Genomic DNA, 18,156 nt, shown 5'->3' on the forward strand with positions numbered 1-18,156 from the left:
CATAAATTTAATTTATTCTAATTTAATTCTTTAATTTAATTCAATTTAACTAAACTAAATTTATTTTAACTTTAAATTTTTAACTCTAAATTTTTATTTTAATTCAAAATTTTTGTAACAAGTACATCTCACAAAATGATTTTTAGAAACTTCATGCAATTTTGGATTTTTTTCGTGCTCACTTTTCTCAACCCAAGGAATTCTATTAGCAAATCTGCATCCTTTTCTCTCAATGTTTTTAAGTGATGGCACATTTCCGTAAATTACATGTAATTTTTCATTTTCTGAATCCAGTTGCGGAATTGAATTTAAAAGTGATCTTGTATAAGGATGTCTTGGATTTTTAAAAAGTTCAGTGACATCGGCAATTTCTACAATTTCTCCTGCATACATGACGGCAACTCTGTCAGCCATTTGCGCAACAACTCCTAAATCGTGTGTAATTAGTATGATTCCAGCTTCCATCTCATCTTGAAGAGATTTTAGCAAATCTAGTATTTGTGCTTGAATTGTAACATCAAGTGCTGTAGTTGGCTCGTCGGCTATGACAATTTTAGGTTTGCAGGAAAGTGCAATTGCAATCATCACTCTTTGACGCATTCCTCCACTTAATTCATGTGGAAATTGATTTGCAACTCTTTTGTAATTATTTATCCCAACTTTTTGCAGTAAATCGTAAACTTTCTTTTTTCTCTCTTCTTTTGTGAAATTTGTGTGGTAAATAAGGCTTTCTTCAATTTGATTTTCAATTTTCATAAGCGGATTAAGTGCTGATAACGGGTCTTGAAAAATCATTCCAATATGTTTTCCCCTTATTTTATTAAATTCTTCTTCATCAATTTCCAAAAGATTTTTTCCTTCAAAAGTTATTTTTCCGCTGGATTTTGTATTAAGCGGATTGTGAAGTCCTATGATGGAAGTGGCAAGTGTACTTTTCCCACATCCAGATTCTCCAACAATCGCCAAAACTTCATTTTTTCTAAGTTCAATTGACACATCGTCAACGGCAGGAAAATATTTTTCATCAATCCGAAAACTTGTAGTCAGATTTTCTATTTTCAAAAGCGTATCTTTTTGGCTCAAAATTTTTCACTCCCTTTCAATTCAATAAATATTATATTTATACAGTACAATTATATCACATTTTTTTTATTAAACAAAAATCATATTAAAAATTATAATTGTAAAAATTTTCCATAAGTGATATAATTTTTATAAAATTTGAAAAAAATAATTTTTTTTAAAAATTTAAAAAAATTAGAAAATTTTAAAAAACAAAAAAAAAAGAAAAGAAAAGAAAAAAAATAGATAAAAAATTGAAGGGAAGTGATGAATTAGTTGGAAAATAAAATTAAATTATACGGATTTAACAATCTTACAAAGACACTTAGCTTTAATATTTACGATGTCTGTTATGCCAAAACCCAAAGGGAGCAAAAAGACTACATCGCTTATATTGACGAGCAGTACAATTCTGATAGACTCACAAAAATTTTGATAAATGTAGCCAAAATGATAGGAGCAGAAGTGTTAAATATCTCAAAGCAAGATTATGAGCCACAAGGAGCTTCTGTCAATATTTTAATTGCGGAAGCGAGAATCGATCCAGCAAATATTGACGAATCGTGCAATCAAGGAAAACCTTTTTTCGATGAAAACAAAGATCTAAAAATTCAAGATACGGATACTGTTCACGCACATTTAGACAAAAGCCATATTACTGTGCATACATTTCCCGAATATCATCCCGACAATTCAATTTCGACCTTTAGAGTAGATATTGATATTGCGACTTGTGGTGAAATTTCGCCGTTAAATACATTAAATTACTTGATTGACAGTTTTGAATCCGACATTATCACGATAGATTATAAGATAAGAGGTTTTACTAGAGATATTTCAGGAAAAAAATTTTTTACTGATCACAACATTACTTCTATTCAGGATTACATTGATCCTAATAAACTAAAGATTTATGATGCAATTGATGTAAATGTCTATCAGTCCAACATTTTTCACACAAAGATGCTGATAAAGGAAATTGAGCTTCAAAATTACCTTTTTAACCGTGATGTGTATGAAATTCCGCCACGGGAAAGACTTGAGATAACGGATAATTTGAGAAAAGAAATGATAGAAATTTACAGCGGAATGAATATTTATTAAAACAAAACTTTATATATAAAATAAATATGGAGAAAACAAAAAATGAAAAAAAACATTAATTTAGAAAGACAGAACAAAACTGTGCTTTTTGATGCTTTAAAAGAGCATTTAAATAATAGAGTAGTGAGATTTGATGTGCCAGGACATAAAGGTGGTCGTGGAAATAAGGAATTTAGAGATTTTATTGGATTAAATGCCATGCAAATGGATGTCAATTCTATGAAACCGCTGGATAACTTATGTCATCCAACTTCCGTCATAAAAGAAGCGCAGGAAATAGCAGCGGAAGCTTTTGGAGCAAAAGAGGCTTATTTTATGGTGAGCGGAACTACAGGAGCAGTACAGGCGATGATTATGTCAACTTGCCGAGCTGGAGATAAACTTATAATTCCAAGAAATGTCCACAGAAGTGCTATAAATGCCATGGTTGTCTGCGGTGCAGTTCCAGTTTATATAAATCCTGGATTAAATAAAAAATTAGGAATTTCGCTTGGAATGTCGATAAAAGATGTAAAAAAGGCGATTGAAGAAAATCCTGACGCAAAGGCTATTTTGGTAAATAATCCGACTTATTACGGAATTTGCTCAGATTTAAAATCCATTGTAAAATTGGCACACGAAAATGGAATGTATGTTTTAGTCGACGAAGCGCATGGAGCACATTTTTCCTTTGATGAAAATTTACCGATTTCGGCTATGGAAGCTGGAGCAGATATGGCGGCAATTAGTATGCATAAAACAGGCGGCTCTCTTACACAGAGCTCAATTTTGCTAAGTGGAGAAAAAATTAATGCTGATTATGTGCGAAAAATAATAAATTTGACACAAACTACAAGCGCTTCATATTTACTTATGGCGTCACTTGATGTGGCAAGAAAGAATCTTGTCATAAACGGTCGAGAATTATTTGAGAAAACTGTAAAATTTGCTGAATATGCACGAAGTGAAATCAATAAATTAGGTGGTTATTATGCTTATGGAAGAGAACTCATCGATGGAGACGCAGTTTACGACTTTGACACAACTAAATTGTCTGTTTATACACAAGATATTGGACTTGCAGGAATTGAAGTTTATGATATTTTAAGAGATGAATACGGAATTCAAATTGAACTTGGAGATTTGGGAAATATTTTGTCGATAATTACTGCAGGAGACAGAGGACTTGAAATTGAACGGTTAATTTCGTCACTTGCTGAAATTAAAAGACTTTATTCAAAAAGTCCAGAAGGAATGTTTGACCACGAATATATAAATCCAAAAGTTGTCATGACTCCCCAAGCTGCCTTTTATTCTGAAAAAGAAATGATTCCAATTTTAGATAGTGTCGGAAGAGTGAGTGCAGAATTTGTGATGGCTTATCCACCAGGAATTCCAATTTTAGCGCCAGGAGAAAAAATTACTGACGAAATTATTCGGTATATTTCTTATGCAAAAGAAAAAGGTTGTCTTTTGACAGGAACTGAAGATATGCATGTTGATAAAATAAATGTAGTTGTAGAAAAATAGTTTTATAAAATAAAAAGTAATAAGTCAGAAATAGAAAATTAAGAAAAAAGAAAAAAATAAAAATAAAAAAGCAAAAATAAAAAATAAAGAAGAAGGAGAAAAAAAGAGAGAGAAAAAAAAATAAAAAATAAAATAAAAATAAAAAAAAGGAAGTGAAATTCAATGGTTGACAGATTTAATAAATTTTTTGACTATCTTTTATTCATAGAAGGAGATTATTCAAATCATCCCAATGATAATGGTGGCGAAACAAAATATGGAATTACTAAAGAAACTGCCAGAAGCTGTGGATATAAAGGAGCTATGAAGGATTTGACAAAAACGATGGCACAAAAAATTTACGAGCAAAAATATTACAAAGCCTATAAAATTGATAAGATTAAAAGCGATAAAATGGCTCTTAGCATTTTTGACTTTGTCGTAAATTCTGGAAACTACGGAATAAAAAAAGCGCAGGAAGCGGTAAATAAAGTTTATTAAATAGTACAAGAACACTCGCAACTTTTAGTCGTGAGATGAATTGTACGAAAATTTTAGTAAGCATATAGGGAAACTTGTATGTAGACACGGAGCAAAACCGTGCAACAAAGAAACTGAACTGCTGGGAACTCTTAAAGCTAGTATAACCACAACATAATACCTAAGTGAATGGTATAAGTGTGAAGGTAGTGAAAGCAGAAAAAATATACTAGATGGTGCAAGGTTAAATCCTAAACATTATGATAATAGACAATCAGCAGCTAATCCTGAAAAGGAAAGTTCAACGACTATCCCTCGTGAGGGGAGTACAATACAAGCGATAGGTATTGGAAGTGGTTTCGCCTAAGTCCTTGAAATAGGATATGGATAAGATATAGTCTGTGCTTGTTAGAGATAACAAGAAGTTCATAAGAGAACTGCATAAATGGTAGCGTATTTATGTGAACGACGCTTCCCACTGTTGTGGGGTTTTAAAAACTTTAAAAATATTTAAAAATAAATAAAAAATATTACTTTTTTGACAGATAAATGTAGAATACATGGTATAATATCTCTGATGAAAAGGAGGTGATATCTATGTATTTAACTTTAAAACAACAAGTAAAACATCTTAGTAAAAAGGAGTTTAGAAATTTAAAATATTTATCTCATATAGCCAAGAATTTAACTAATGAAGCTATATATAATATTAGACAACACTATTTTCAAAATAAAAAGTATTTAAGTTATAATGAAAACTATAAAATGCTTAAAAACAGTGAGAACTATAAAAAGTTAAATTCTAATATGGCTCAACAAATTTTAAAAGAAGTAGATGGAAGTTTCAAATCATTTTTTGGACTTTTAAAACTTGCTAAAAATGGTCAATATGATAATAAAAAAATAAAATTACCTAAATATCTTGATAAAGATGGTTTTACAACTCTTGTTATAGGTTTTGTTAGATTAAAAGATGATATGCTGATAGTTCCTTATTCAAATTCGTTTAAGAAAACTCATCAGGAAGTTAAAATTAAGCTACCACCAGTATTAAAAGACAAGAAAATAAAAGAGATTAGAATAATACCAAAACAACATTCTAGGTACTTTGAAATTCAATATACTTATGAGGTAGAAGAAGTTCAAAGGGAATTAAATAAAGAAAATGCACTAGGAATTGATTTAGGTATAAACAATCTTTGTACTTGTGTTACAAATTCTGGAGCTTCATTTATAATAGATGGTAGAAAATTAAAATCAATAAATCAATACTATAACAAGACAAATGCAAAATTGCAAAGCATTAAAGATAAGCAAAAGATAGAGCATATAACATTAAGGCAAAAGAGAATAACTAGAAAGAGAAATAATCGTATAAATGATTATCTTTCAAAAGCAGCAAGAATAATTGTAAATTATTGTCTTAATAATGATATAGGAAAACTAGTTCTAGGATATAATGAAGATTTTCAAAGAAAATCAAATATAGGAAGTATAAATAATCAAAACTTTGTAAATATACCATATGGAAAATTAAGAGATAAATTAATATATCTATGTAAACTATATGGAATAGAATTCAAACTACAAGAAGAGAGTTATACATCAAAAGCAAGTTTCTTTGATGGAGATGAGATTCCAATATATGATAAAGAAAATCAAAAAGAATATATATTCAGTGGAAAAAGGATAAAAAGAGGACTATATCAAACAAGTAAAGGCTATCAATTAAATGCAGATTGTAATGGAGCATTAAATATATTAAGAAAAAGTAAAGTTGTGGACTTAAGCGTCCTATACAATAGAGGTGAGCTGAACACACCTAAAAGAATAAGGGTAGTGTAAAGCTATCAAACTTCTTAGAAAATTTTTAAATATTTTTAAAGATTTTAGAACCCTGCGACTTTAGTCGTGGGAGGTTCAGAAAAAGACTATTTTAGCAGCTGATGGAGTAATAGGTCTACAGACGATCAAATATTTAAATTTGGTAAATTCAGAAAAATTTTTAGCAGAATATCACAAATTGCAAATAGAATATTATAACGCCGTCGTAAAAAATAATCCAAAGCAAAAGGTATTTTTAGCAGGTTGGTTAAACAGAGTTAAAAGAAAAGAAAGTTATTTGAGAAATGTTTAAAAATTTTAAAATAAAATAATTAATAAAAAAAAATAAAATAAAAAATAAGAAAATTTGAAACAGATAGAAAAATAAAAAAAATAAATCTATAAAATAATAAAGAAAGGGGAAATTATGGAACTTTGGTATACGGAAGAACATACAAAAGATGTTCGTTTTTCAATAAAAGTTGACAAGCAGTTAGTCAGTTTTAAAAGTGAGTTTCAAAGAATTGATATTTTTGAATCGAAAGAGTTTGGGAAATTTTTGACGCTGGATGGATTTATGATGCTTACAGAAAAAGATGAGTTTATTTATCACGAAATGATAACTCATATTCCGATGGCAGTTAATCCAAATGCAAAGAAAATACTTGTAATTGGCGCAGGAGATGGTGGAACAGTAAGAGAACTTGTAAAATACGATCATATTGAAAAAATAGATATGGTTGAAATTGATAAAGCTGTAGTTGACCTGTGCCGTGAATTTTTACCAACAACTGCTTGTAAATTAGATGATAAAAGAGTAAATATATATTATGAAGATGGCTTAAAATTTGTCAGATCAAAACATAATGAATACGACATTGTAATTGTCGATTCCACAGATCCTTTTGGACCAGGAGAAGATCTGTTTACAAGGGAGTTTTATGGAAATTGCTTTAATGCTCTAAAAGATGACGGAATACTTGTCAATCAGCATGAAAGTCCTTATTATGAAGCCGATGCAATTGCATCAAAAAGAGCAAATAAACAGCTAAGAGCTGTCTTTCCGTTTGCAACAGTTTATCAGCTTCACATTCCAACATATCCATCAGGACACTGGCTATTTGGATTTGCTTCAAAAAAATATAATCCAGTAACTGACTTAAAAGCTGATATCTGGAACAGTTTTGGGATAAAGACGAAATACTATAATACAGAACTTCACAAAGGAGCTTTTGCGCTGCCAAATTATGTAAAAGAACTCATTAGTGATTAGTTAATTACTAAATGTATTTTTATTAAATTAAATAAAAAAATAAGATAACGAAATAAATTTTGTGTTGAAATTATGGGAATAATAGTGTATTATATTTATATATTTTAATTTAAAAGGAGATTTTACAATGAGTAAAAAATATAGTGTAGCAGTTGTGGGAGCAACTGGATTAGTGGGAAGAACTTTTTTAAAAGTGTTAAAAGAGAGAAATTTTCCAGTGGGAGAACTTTATCTTTATGCATCAGCTAGATCGGCAGGGAAAAAAGTTGAATGGAATGGAAAAGAGTACACAGTTATCGAATTAAAAGATGAAAATATAAGAGATGACATTGATGTGGCTTTATTTTCTGCAGGTGGAAAAGCTTCACTTGAATTTGCACCAAAATTTAGAGATAAAGGTGCTGTAGTAGTCGACAATAGTAGTGCTTGGAGAATGGAAAAAAATATTCCATTAGTTGTGCCGGAAGCAAACCCAGAAGCATTAGAAAATCATCCTGGAATTATTGCAAATCCAAATTGCTCGACAATTCAAGTTATGCCTGTACTAAAAGTATTACAAGAAAAATATGGACTAAAAAGGGTAGTTTACTCGACTTATCAAGCTGTGGCAGGTTCTGGACAAAAAGGATTAGATGATCTAGAAAATAATTTAAAAGGAAAACCTTCAACAAATTATCCTCATCAAATTGCTTTTAATGCATTGCCACACATAGATGTATTTTTAGATAACGGATACACAAAAGAAGAAGAAAAAATGATAAACGAAACAAGAAAAATTTTAAATTTACCAGATTTAAAAGTTACTGCAACTTGTGTAAGAGTGCCAGTTAAATTTGGACATGGAGTTTCAGTGAATGTGGAATTGGAAAAACCATTTGAATTAGCAGATGTTGTAAAAGCGTTTGAAGAAAAAGAAGGAGTAATTGTTCAAAACGACGGAAAAAACAATGTTTATCCAATGCCAATAATTGCACAGGACACAGATGAAGTTTATGTCGGAAGAATAAGAAGAGATGACACAGTTGAAAGCGGTCTTAATTTATGGGTAGTTGCTGACAACATAAGAAAAGGTGCGGCTACAAACACAATTCAAATTGCAGAAACTTTGATAAAAGAAGGAAAGTTATAGAGATAAAAAAACACGAAAAAATAAGATAAAGCAATAAAAATTAAAAAAATTAACTAATTATTTTATAATAATTAGTTTTTTTTATGTAAAATATAAAAGAAAAAAATGGAAAAAACGCAGAAAAACCTGCTATTTATGCTTTTTTGAAAAAAATTAGAAAACTAATATAAAATTAAAAAAAAATCTTGAAATTTTTTTGAAAATAGTGTAAAATAATTGAGTAACAAAATAAAATAAAATAAAAATAATAAAACTAGGAGATACAATGGCTAAAAAAGAAGAAAAAATTGAAAAAACAAAATTGACTTTGACTGAAGACGAAATAAAAGATTTAAATGAAGATGGAATAAAAAATCTTTTGATTAATAAAGCAATTTTGGATACAGCAAAAAAATATGAATTTACAGATGAAGAAAAAGAAGAATTTGATTATTTCTACAAAAATGAAAAAAATAAATTTTTCGTTGCAAAATTAATCGAAGGAAAAATTTCAGTAAATGAAAATGAAGTTACAGAAATTTACACTAAAAATAAAGCAAATTTCGATGCTCAAAATATTCCTTTTTCACAAGCAAAAGAAATTATCCAAAGAGATTTGTTAAACCAACAAGTTGCAACTCTTGAAGCTGAAGAATTAGATAAATTAGTTCAAGAAATGGAAGATAAAGTGGAAATTACAAAAGAAGAAATTTTATTTTCTAAAGGAAATTCAGAAGTTTTAAAAACATTGATTGTTGGAAAAATAATTGCTAAAAAAATGGAAGAAAAAGATTTTGAAGAAAAAAATAAAAAAGATTTGGAAATCGTTAAAGATAATGTTTACATTAACTATTACTTGGATTTACAAGTTAGAAAAAATGTAAAAGTGACTCAAGAAGAAATTACAGAAATTTATGAAAGAGAAAAAGCAAAATTAGGAAATGTGACTCCAAACAGCGCATACCAACAAATTGCAAATGGTTTATTAAACAACAAAGCTGTGCAAGAAAGAAACAACTTAATTGATCAAATTGCAAAAGACTATAATGTAGAAGAAGTTGCAAAAGAATATATTAAATAATATAAATAAAAAATTAAACTATATCTAAAAAATATTAAATTAATTTTAGATATAGTTTTTTTAATTTTTTTTATTTTGTCGCTAAACTCACTGTTATTCCAGTTCTCAACTCATTTCTTTCAATTGTTTTTTTATTGTTTTTAGTTTTGTATGTATATCTTTCAAGTGCACTGTATTTTACAGATGGATTAAGAGTAATTGTTCCAACATTTGTTTCAATCGATTTTTTATATCCAATACCTGTCCAAATCGTAAATGTGTTGTCATATCCTGTTTTTGCCGTATGTTTTTCATATTCGTTTCCAGGTGAGACAAATGCTGTAAATCCAACAAATGAAGGAGTTGTGTATACTAAATTTGTCACATAATCTAAATAGACGCTTGATTTTGCTTCTTCATTCGTTGCAGCTATTTTTCCTCTTATATCTCTCAATTTATTTAGTAAATTAATGTTATAGCTTAAAGTTCCGTATTTTCCTTTTAAAATGTCATTTGAGTTGTTTAAGTTAAGGTTTATTCCCCAACCTTCCCCTTTTCCTCTTGCTAATTTGCTTCCAATTAAATAATAATCGCCTGTTTTATTATCTTTTATGTCAAAATATGCCAATTGTAAACTAGTTCCTATTTTTTGACCAAATAATTTAAGGTCGAAGGAAGGTCCAAAATAGATTTCATTTGAAGCTCCTGTAGTTTTATAGCTTCCACTTGTTTTTTCGGCTCTTAGTCTATTCGTCTTATTTTCCCAGCCTAAGTTCCATTTTGTATCAAGATTTCCTAATTTTAAATTTTTTGTAAGTGAAAACTCTGTTTCCCAAAGTTCGTGTTCCGAAGTTCTTGTACTAGGTTTTCCATAAATTACATCTTGGTTTCTCAAAATTCTAAAGTTTCCGTCCATATCAAATTCATCTGATAATTTCATCGTCCCAGAAGTTGTGTTTCGAAAACGGCTTCTGTTTCTATTTGATCCTTTAAATCCTTTATTCCCTAAGTTATTTGCTTCATCTCCAGTTCTATCTGTATAACGGTTTCTCCATTCACTTTGAAAACTAAGTTTTTTTAATGAATCCTGATTTGCCAATCCAAATTGCGAAATTACTAAACTCAACAAAATTAATTTTAAAAAATTTCTCATACATCTCCTTTACTAAATTTATAGATTTATTTTTATTTTATTCACATAAATACTTTATTTTTAGTTTTTGTATATTTTAATTCTTTTGAGTATTTCGTATTGATAGTGAAAAAAATTACTAGTATTTTATCATATTGAAATTTGTTAGTCAAATTTTTTTAAAATAAATATTTGACTTTATAAAAGTTTTGTAGTAAAATTTTATTTATAAATAGAATGAAATTTTGAAAGGAGAAAAAAATGAAGAAAATTTTTGTTGCTTTAGTACTTAGTTTAATTGTTGTTTCGTGTGGGAATAAAACTGAAAATGGAAAAGAAAACTTAAAAAATGCTAATTTTTCAAAAAATCAAAATAAAGAAACTTTAGTTGCGAGTGTTCCGCCATTAAAATGGGTGGTTCAAAGAATAGCAGGAAACGAGTATAATGTGATTTCTGTAATTCAGCCGAATATGAATCACGAATTGTTTGAGCCAAAAACAGATGACTTGATAAAACTTGAAAAATCTAAATTATTTTTTACATATGATGCTTTAAATTTTGAAGAAAAAATTACAAGTACGATTAATGATAAAAATAAGGTTTTGAATGTTTTAAATGGAATTGATCCACATTTGTTTTTGGAAGATCATGATCACGACGAACATGGTGGACATCATCACGATGAGCATGAACATAATGGGAAGTTTGATCCGCATGTTTGGTTTTCACTAGAGATGATGCCGAAAGTTGCAGAAAATATAAAAAATAAATTGGTTGAAACTTATCCGAATCAAAAAGACAAATTTGAGAAAAATTATAATGATTTTATAAAAGAATTGGATGGATTTAAAAAAGAAATTTCAGAAAAAATGTCTAAAAAAACAAAAAAAGAATTTATGATTTACCATCCAGCTTTGGAATATTTCTTGAAAGGGACTGGAATTGAAGAAGAAGCGATTGAATCTGAAGGTAAAGAACCATCAGCTAAGCAAATTCAAGAGATAATAAGTGAAGCAAAAGAACATGGAATTTCAACTATTTTAGTGCAACCTCAATTTCCAAAACAAAGTATTGACATTATTGCAAAAGAAATTCCAAATGCAAAAATTGTAACATTTAATACAGATGAAGAAAATGTTTTTGAAAATTTAAGAAAATTTGTGGATAGTTTACAATAATTGTTTTTGTGTAATGAATAAACAGAGTTACAAAATTAAGGGGAAAAGATGCAGAATAATAAGCAAAATAACAAAAAGTTAATATCAGTAAAAAATTTGAATTTTAATTATGGAAAAGATGCTATTTTGAGCGATGTTTCGCTAGATATTTATAAAGGGAAAAATGTTGCGATAATTGGGAGAAATGGTGGCGGAAAGTCAACTTTGGTAAAACTGATGCTTGGTTTTTTGAAGAAAAAATCTGGAGAAATAAATTATTATGTTGACAAGAATAAAATTGGATATTTGCCACAAATTAGAGAATTTGATACTTCTTTTCCGATTAATATTTTTGATTTAGTGATTTCAGGACTTACAAAAAAGTCGAATTTATTTAAAAAATTTAGTGCAGAAGATAGAAAAAAGACAAATGATTTGCTTGTTGAATTTGGGATTGAAAAATTAAAAGATAAGTTAATTAGTGAAGTATCTGGAGGTCAGTTGCAAAGGGCCTTGATTGCGAGAGCTTTGATATCGTCGCCAGAGATTTTGTTTTTAGATGAGCCTGAATCTTTTTTGGATAAAAAATTTGAGTTTGAGTTGTATGAGAAAATAAAACAATTATCGGATTCTACGATTGTTGTAATTTCGCATGAACTGGATAAATTGTGCTGTTATATCGATTCGATTTTTATTGTGGAAGAAGAAATTCGTATTTTTGAAGATAAAAATGAATTTTTCAAGAGTGAATTTGCTCACAGGCATGTTCATAATCATAAAATTTAGATTTTTAGCTAACGATTATTAAAAATATAAATTTTTCAAAAATAGTAAGAATACAGTAAAATTAATAAGTCATAAAAATATTAATATTTTTACAAAAAAGGAAATGCATAAAGAATGGGAGAAAAATGGAATTTTTAGAAATTTTTAACTATGCTTTCATGAGAAATGCTCTTATTGTAGGGATTTTATCAAGCATTTGTTGTGGAATAATAGGAACTTACATAGTAAACAAAAAAATGGTGTTCATATCGTCGAGTATCAGTCACGCTTCATATGGTGGAATCGGAATTGGAGTATATTTAATATATTTTTTCAAATTGCCACTAAATGATCCATTGATTTTTGGATTAATATTTTCAATATTATCGGGAGTATTGATACTTATACTAAAAGATTTTTTTGGTGTAAATGGTGATTTAGGAATTGGAATAATGATGTCATTTGGAATGGCGATTGGAATTATATTTTCTTTTATGACGCCAGGCTATCAAGCAGATATGTCAACTTATCTTTTTGGAAATATTTTGTTGTCAAATAGCACAAATATAATTTCGCTATTAATTTTAGACATTATTACAACTATATTTTTCGTAATTTTCTACAAAGCAATAGTTTATTCAAGTTTTGATGAAAATTTTTATAAATTATATGGCGTACCAGTCAAGTTTGTAAATTATTTTATGATTATAATAATTTCATCAGCGATTATTATAAATATAAAAACAATTGGAATTATTCTAATAATCTCAATTTTAACAATACCACAAGCAACAGCGGCAATTATCGCAAGAAAATACAGTGTAATAATATATTTGTCAATATTATTCTCATTTTTAGGAATATTATTCGGATTATTATTCTCATATATTTTCAATATTCCATCAGGACCAGCTATAATAGTGGCTTTGATTGTTATAATGTTAATTGTGAAAATGGGAGATTTTGTGAAAAAGAAAATAGGATAAATTCAGTAAATTAAATTAATTTTTAAATTAAAAATATTATAATTATAGATTATTATTAAATTTAAAGATAAAAAAATAAAGCACTGAGAAAAAAATTTCTTGGTGCTTTTTATAATTATTTTTATTTTTTAAAATATATATTCGAATCAATTTGAAATTAAACTAATGAAATGGTAAAAATTTAGGTTTTAAGTAAATAGCCATAGCTTTTAAGTTTGGTTTTAATATACAATTTTTTAAAAAAGTTTATTTAGTCATTAATCAAATAAACATTGATTTTATTTGATTTTTCAAATATAATATAGGAAACAAAAAGAGAAAGAAGTGATAATGATGAATTCACAAGAATTAAATAAATTTATAAAAGAAAATGTTGATAAAATTTATGATGAAATGGTGAAAATTAGAAGAACTATACATATGAATCCTGAACTGGGGGACGAAGAATTTGAAACGAGTAAACTAATTAAAGAATTTTTGGCAAAAAATAATATTGAATTTTTTGAGATTATAAATACTGGCGTGGTTGCGACAATTTATAATGATGATGAGAAAAATGGTAAAAATCATACTGTTGCGACTAGGGCGGATATTGATGCGTTGCCAATTTTTGAGGAAAATGATGTGGAGTATAAGTCGAAAAATCTTGGAAAAATGCACGCTTGTGGGCATGATACCCATACAACTATTCAATTGGGAGTTGCGAAAGTTTTGGCGGAAAATAAGGATAAATGGAATGGAACTGTGAGATTTTTCTTTCAACCTGCAGAGGAAACCGATGGTGGTGCTGATAGAATGATAAAAGGTGGTGCTTTGAAATTTGAAAAAAGATCTGCTGGGAATAGTGATTTTGAGGATAAAGAGAAAAATAGTAAAGGTTCTGATAGAAAAATTGATGCGTTTTTTGCACTTCATATGGCACCTGAAATTCCAACTGGGAAAATTGGAGTGAAAGTTGGAAAGGCTCATGCTTGTTCAGCACAATTGAAAGCTACTATTCATGGAGTTTCAGCTCATGCGGCATTACCACATAAAGGGGTTGATGCGATATTGATTGGAGCAAAAGTTTTAGAATTTTTTCAGTCAATTGTGAGTAGAAGAATTGATCCTAGAGAAGGTGCGGTTATTACGATTGGATCATTTAAAGGTGGAGAAACAAATAACATTGTTTGTGACAAAGTTGAGATGCTTGGAACAATTAGAACTCTTTCAAATGAGACTAGACTTTTTATAAAAGAGACAATTGAGAGGGATTTACCAATTTTTGTGGAAAGTCTTGGAGGAAAAGCTGAAGTTAGTATAAGACTCGGTTACGCACCTGTAATAAATAATGAGGAAATGACAGATTTTGTTGCTGAAAATATTGTTGATTTGTTTGGGAAAGATGCACTTGAAACAATTAAAGAAGCTAGAATGGATGTTGAAGATGTAAGTTATTTCTTGAATGAAATTCCAGGATGTTTTTTCAGATTAGGAACAAGAAATGAAGCGAAAAATATGGTTTACGATTTGCATCATCCAAAATTTAATGTAGATGAAGAAGCAATAAAATATGGAATTGGATTGCAATTAAAAAATATTTTAGAATATTTGAAAAAATAGCAAGAAATTTTAAAGTAACTATTTTGGAATTGAAGAAATGATTTATAAAATTAGGAGAAAAATTAGGGAATGATAAATAAATTTGAAATTGGGCAAAAAGTAGAAATTGAGATTGAAAAAATTGTGTTTGGTGGCGAAGGAATAGGGAGAGTTGATGGTTTTGCGATTTTTGTGCCGATGAGTGTGCCTGGAGATAGACTTGAAATTGAGATAATTTCTTTGAAAAAAACTTACGGGAGAGGACTTATTACACGGATTATTGAGCCTTCGAAGGACAGGGTTGAAGATTTATTGAAAGTTAGTTTTGAAGATTTTGACGGATGTGATTTTGGAATGCTTAAATATGAGAAGCAGCTAGAGTATAAAAATGAGATGTTGAAAGAGGTCTTGACAAAAATTGGTGGGATAAATCTTGAAGAAGTTATTTTGGAAAACATAATTGCGAGTGAACATAAAAAAAATTATCGGAATAAGACAGCAGAGCCGATTTATAAAAAAAATGGAAAAATTATGACAGGATTTTATTCGAGAAGATCTCATGATGTTTTTACAGCGAAGGAAAATCTGTTGCGTTCAGAAATTGCTGATAAAATAATAAATAAATTTTTGGAAGAAATAAATAGCTTTAATGGAACGAAAAATGAATTTAAAGTTTACAATGAAGTCAATAATAGCGGATTTTTGAAGCATATAATGGTTAGAAATAACGAAAAAAACGATGTTATGATTGTTGTTGTTGTGAATAAAACTTCGCAATATAAAAATTTAGTTAAAGTTCTAGAAAAAATGTATGAAGAAAACGAAGAAGTAAAATCAGTTTATATTTCAGTAAAAAAAGAGCAGAATAATGTGATTTTAGGTGATGAAAGTAGACATATTTTTGGTGAAAGTTATTTGGAAGAGGAAATTGAAGGAATAAAATTTAAGATTTATCCAGATTCATTTTTTCAAATTAATAAAAGACAGGCGATAAAATTGTACGACAAAGCGATTGAATATTTTGGAGAAAATAAAAAAGGAACCGTGATTGATGCGTTTTCTGGGACTGGGACAATTGCGATGATACTTTCTAAAGATGTGGAAAAAGTAATTGGTATTGAAAGTGTTGAAAGTTCGGTTGTTGCAGGGAATATGACTATTGAAGAAAATGGGTTGAAGCATGTGAGTTTATTAAATGGAAAAGTTGAAAAAGTTTTACCAGAAATTTTGAAAAAAGAGAAAATTAGTGGAATAATTTTTGACCCGCCTAGAAGAGGAATTGATGAAAAAGCACTTAGAAGCGTTGTGAAAAATAAAATTGAAAAAATTGTTTATATTTCTTGTAATCCAGCAACTTTTGCTAGAGATAGTAAATTTTTGATTGAAAAAGGGTATAAATTGGAAAAAATTACTGCGGTGGATATGTTTCCTCAAACGGCGCATATTGAGACGGTAGCACTATTGTCCAAACTCGATGTCGATAAGCATATAGATGATGAAAAAGCAAATTGGTTTTGAGGAGGTAAAATATTGATAGAAAGTAGACCTGAGTTTGATAAAATTACATCGTTTGATGAATTTAGTAAATACTATTGGTATCGTGAAGAACTTTCACAGATATGCAAGTCATTAGGATTAGAATATAGAGGTATAAAACAAGAACTCAATTATATTATTGAGCAGTATTTTAAGGGTAATTTGATTAAAAAGTCATCAATAAAAAACGAAAAGAAAAAAGTGGAAACTATTACCTTAGATATGCCATTACTTGAATGTGGGTTCTCCTTTAACACACAATTTAGAGAATATTTCTCAATTTTAACAGATGTTTCACCATTTAAATTTACTGCTGATATGGCTACTGCTTGGAGAAAAGTAAAAAGCGAAAATGATTTGAGTTTTACAATTCAAGATATGCTGAAAGTTTATTATGGAGAATCAGATTATGCCAAGTATGATAATTCGGTTTGTCAATGGAATCAATTTTTAAAGGATTTCTGTGCAGATGAAAATAGTTGCAACTATTCAAATAAATTAAAAGTAGCTTCCATTCTTTGGAAAGAAGTTAGAAATTCAAGAAATGAAAAAATTTATTCAAAGAATCTTTTGACTGAATATGCTTATAAAATAAAAGAGTATTGCAAGTAGGATATTTTCAGCTTGCTAAACTAACAATTTAATAAAAGCTAACACGAAAACAGTAAATCAAAAAAGGTTTACTGTTTTTCTCTGCCCAAAAGAAAAAAGCCTTATAGAAAAAGCATCCATAAATATAAAAAGTGTCGTGATACAATACATATGTGACAAAAAAGAAGAAAAAAAGAAAGGTTTCTGATATAATGTAAGCCGATCAAAACTACATATATATACCGAAGCTAGAAAACTGGGATACAGCCGTTCTTATGGAACTATGTGCAAAATAATAAGAAAAATTAGGGATAATAAGCCCAAAAAGCTGAAAAGGCTTTACAAAAGCACAAAAAAAGTGAAGCAGGCTACATATCCTGGTGAAAAGGTTCAGATAGACATAAAATATGTTCAAGAGAATGCATATGTTTTGGAACTAATGACCAGAATTACTATCAAATAACAGCAATAGATGAGTATACAAGAAAGAGGGTATTAAGAATAGTGGATGAAAAAAGTACATACCAGACGACAAAATTTCTAGAAACGCTTGAAGCGGAGCTGGGCTTTAAAATAGAAAAAATACAAAGTGATAACGGCAGGGAGTTTACGAATGCGGAAAATGGCAAAAAGACACTATTTGAGTTAAAGCTGGAAAAACTAGTGATAGAATACATGAGAACAAGACAGTATTCGCCGTGGCAGAACGGAAAAGTGGAAAGGAGCCACAGGCTAGATAGCAATTATTATTTAGGAAAAAGATTTAGAAGTCTGGAAGAATTAAGAAGGTCAGTAAAAAGATATTGCAGCAGATACAATAATATATCAAGAAAAGTATTAAATTTTAAAAGTCCAAATGAAATGCTGAAAGAATACAGGACAAACAATTAGGATAAGACATTGTGTGTTGGAATGCTCACAAGACCAGAATAAATAAGATTTTAAAAAGATTTTTGAAAAACAGAAATTTTAAAAATTATATGATTTTTATATTGAAAAACTATTAAA

Annotated in this window: 19 protein-coding genes; 17 read left to right on the plus strand and 2 right to left on the minus strand. The window is 28.8% G+C overall.

The window, feature by feature from the left end; genetic code table 11:
* Positions 1–93 precede the first annotated feature (93 nt).
* Complete coding sequence (locus tag J5A73_RS02385) at positions 94–1,083, minus strand: ABC transporter ATP-binding protein (protein WP_211616295.1); 990 nt, start codon at positions 1,081–1,083, stop codon at positions 94–96.
* 255 nt (positions 1,084–1,338) lie between these two features.
* Between J5A73_RS02385 and speD the strand changes: the two genes are divergently transcribed.
* From speD to J5A73_RS02430, 9 genes are all read left to right on the plus strand, one after another.
* Positions 1,339–2,166: an adenosylmethionine decarboxylase gene (gene speD, locus J5A73_RS02390; protein ID WP_249069356.1), complete on the plus strand. Its 828-nt coding sequence runs from the start codon at positions 1,339–1,341 to the stop codon at positions 2,164–2,166.
* A gap of 42 nt (positions 2,167–2,208) precedes the next feature.
* The gene (locus J5A73_RS02395; protein ID WP_211616297.1) at positions 2,209–3,675 is read left to right on the plus strand and encodes an aminotransferase class I/II-fold pyridoxal phosphate-dependent enzyme; all 1,467 of its coding nucleotides are present in this window, start codon (positions 2,209–2,211) and stop codon (positions 3,673–3,675) included.
* Between the two features lie 162 nt (positions 3,676–3,837).
* Positions 3,838–4,155: a glycosyl hydrolase 108 family protein gene (locus J5A73_RS02400; RefSeq protein ID WP_211616299.1), complete on the plus strand. Its 318-nt coding sequence runs from the start codon at positions 3,838–3,840 to the stop codon at positions 4,153–4,155.
* 40 nt (positions 4,156–4,195) lie between these two features.
* Positions 4,196–4,312 carry a MarR family transcriptional regulator gene (locus J5A73_RS02405; protein WP_080667958.1) on the plus strand — a complete coding sequence of 39 codons (117 nt, stop codon included), beginning with the start codon at positions 4,196–4,198 and terminating at the stop codon, positions 4,310–4,312.
* A gap of 419 nt (positions 4,313–4,731) precedes the next feature.
* The gene (locus tag J5A73_RS02410; protein ID WP_211616301.1) at positions 4,732–5,979 is read left to right on the plus strand and encodes an RNA-guided endonuclease TnpB family protein; all 1,248 of its coding nucleotides are present in this window, start codon (positions 4,732–4,734) and stop codon (positions 5,977–5,979) included.
* Between the two features lie 88 nt (positions 5,980–6,067).
* On the plus strand, positions 6,068–6,271 hold the full coding sequence (locus J5A73_RS02415; RefSeq protein ID WP_211617252.1) for a putative peptidoglycan-binding domain-containing protein: 204 nt from the start codon (positions 6,068–6,070) through the stop codon (positions 6,269–6,271).
* A 114-nt stretch (positions 6,272–6,385) separates the two neighbouring features.
* A complete protein-coding gene (gene speE / locus J5A73_RS02420) occupies positions 6,386–7,231 on the plus strand; it encodes a polyamine aminopropyltransferase (protein WP_211616303.1) in 846 nt (281 codons plus the stop codon).
* Positions 7,232–7,358: 127 nt separating this feature from the next.
* Entirely contained in the window at positions 7,359–8,360 is a 1,002-nt protein-coding gene (locus J5A73_RS02425; protein ID WP_211616305.1) for an aspartate-semialdehyde dehydrogenase, read from the plus strand.
* A gap of 265 nt (positions 8,361–8,625) precedes the next feature.
* Complete coding sequence (locus tag J5A73_RS02430) at positions 8,626–9,420, plus strand: viral A-type inclusion protein (protein ID WP_211616307.1); 795 nt, start codon at positions 8,626–8,628, stop codon at positions 9,418–9,420.
* Positions 9,421–9,490: 70 nt separating this feature from the next.
* Here J5A73_RS02430 and J5A73_RS02435 read toward each other — a convergent pair whose 3' ends face one another.
* Positions 9,491–10,552, minus strand: coding sequence for a succinate dehydrogenase/fumarate reductase iron-sulfur subunit (locus tag J5A73_RS02435; RefSeq protein WP_211616309.1), 1,062 nt, complete (start codon positions 10,550–10,552; stop codon positions 9,491–9,493).
* A gap of 240 nt (positions 10,553–10,792) precedes the next feature.
* Here J5A73_RS02435 and J5A73_RS02440 point away from each other — a divergent pair, with 240 nt between their 5' ends.
* The 8 genes from J5A73_RS02440 (at position 10,793) to J5A73_RS02475 (ending at position 18,039) form a co-directional block, all read left to right on the plus strand.
* Entirely contained in the window at positions 10,793–11,710 is a 918-nt protein-coding gene (locus J5A73_RS02440; RefSeq protein ID WP_211616311.1) for a metal ABC transporter solute-binding protein, Zn/Mn family, read from the plus strand.
* Positions 11,711–11,758: 48 nt separating this feature from the next.
* Entirely contained in the window at positions 11,759–12,475 is a 717-nt protein-coding gene (locus J5A73_RS02445; protein WP_211616313.1) for a metal ABC transporter ATP-binding protein, read from the plus strand.
* Positions 12,476–12,600: 125 nt separating this feature from the next.
* On the plus strand, positions 12,601–13,440 hold the full coding sequence (locus tag J5A73_RS02450) for a metal ABC transporter permease (protein WP_211616315.1): 840 nt from the start codon (positions 12,601–12,603) through the stop codon (positions 13,438–13,440).
* 333 nt (positions 13,441–13,773) lie between these two features.
* Positions 13,774–15,042, plus strand: a complete 1,269-nt coding sequence (locus J5A73_RS02455) for a M20 family metallopeptidase (RefSeq protein ID WP_211617254.1) — start codon at positions 13,774–13,776, stop codon at positions 15,040–15,042.
* A gap of 69 nt (positions 15,043–15,111) precedes the next feature.
* Complete coding sequence (gene rlmD / locus J5A73_RS02460) at positions 15,112–16,539, plus strand: 23S rRNA (uracil(1939)-C(5))-methyltransferase RlmD (RefSeq protein ID WP_211616317.1); 1,428 nt, start codon at positions 15,112–15,114, stop codon at positions 16,537–16,539.
* Between the two features lie 12 nt (positions 16,540–16,551).
* The gene (locus tag J5A73_RS02465) at positions 16,552–17,169 is read left to right on the plus strand and encodes an SAP domain-containing protein (RefSeq protein WP_211616319.1); all 618 of its coding nucleotides are present in this window, start codon (positions 16,552–16,554) and stop codon (positions 17,167–17,169) included.
* Between the two features lie 262 nt (positions 17,170–17,431).
* Positions 17,432–17,611, plus strand: coding sequence for a hypothetical protein (locus J5A73_RS02470; protein ID WP_211616321.1), 180 nt, complete (start codon positions 17,432–17,434; stop codon positions 17,609–17,611).
* A gap of 5 nt (positions 17,612–17,616) precedes the next feature.
* Positions 17,617–18,039 carry an integrase core domain-containing protein gene (locus tag J5A73_RS02475; RefSeq protein ID WP_249069457.1) on the plus strand — a complete coding sequence of 141 codons (423 nt, stop codon included), beginning with the start codon at positions 17,617–17,619 and terminating at the stop codon, positions 18,037–18,039.
* The last annotated feature ends 117 nt before the right edge of the window (positions 18,040–18,156 follow it).

The organism is Leptotrichia sp. oral taxon 218, from assembly GCF_018128225.1.
In the GTDB taxonomy this organism is placed as follows: Bacteria; Fusobacteriota; Fusobacteriia; order Fusobacteriales; family Leptotrichiaceae; genus Leptotrichia.

Bases quoted from the DNA above. Each gene is read 5' to 3' on its own strand.
- rlmD (WP_211616317.1), top strand. From the start codon at position 15,112: ATGATAAATAAATTTGAAATTGGGCAAAAAGTAGAAATTGAGATTGAA.
- J5A73_RS02450 (WP_211616315.1), top strand. From the start codon at position 12,601: ATGGAATTTTTAGAAATTTTTAACTATGCTTTCATGAGAAATGCTCTT.
- J5A73_RS02455 (WP_211617254.1), top strand. From the start codon at position 13,774: ATGAATTCACAAGAATTAAATAAATTTATAAAAGAAAATGTTGATAAA.
- J5A73_RS02445 (WP_211616313.1), top strand. From the start codon at position 11,759: ATGCAGAATAATAAGCAAAATAACAAAAAGTTAATATCAGTAAAAAAT.
- J5A73_RS02430 (WP_211616307.1), top strand. From the start codon at position 8,626: ATGGCTAAAAAAGAAGAAAAAATTGAAAAAACAAAATTGACTTTGACT.
- J5A73_RS02440 (WP_211616311.1), top strand. From the start codon at position 10,793: ATGAAGAAAATTTTTGTTGCTTTAGTACTTAGTTTAATTGTTGTTTCG.
- J5A73_RS02435 (WP_211616309.1), bottom strand. From the start codon at position 10,552: ATGAGAAATTTTTTAAAATTAATTTTGTTGAGTTTAGTAATTTCGCAA.
- speE (WP_211616303.1), top strand. From the start codon at position 6,386: ATGGAACTTTGGTATACGGAAGAACATACAAAAGATGTTCGTTTTTCA.
- J5A73_RS02410 (WP_211616301.1), top strand. From the start codon at position 4,732: ATGTATTTAACTTTAAAACAACAAGTAAAACATCTTAGTAAAAAGGAG.
- J5A73_RS02425 (WP_211616305.1), top strand. From the start codon at position 7,359: ATGAGTAAAAAATATAGTGTAGCAGTTGTGGGAGCAACTGGATTAGTG.
- J5A73_RS02395 (WP_211616297.1), top strand. From the start codon at position 2,209: ATGAAAAAAAACATTAATTTAGAAAGACAGAACAAAACTGTGCTTTTT.
- J5A73_RS02400 (WP_211616299.1), top strand. From the start codon at position 3,838: ATGGTTGACAGATTTAATAAATTTTTTGACTATCTTTTATTCATAGAA.
- J5A73_RS02470 (WP_211616321.1), top strand. From the start codon at position 17,432: ATGTGCAAAATAATAAGAAAAATTAGGGATAATAAGCCCAAAAAGCTG.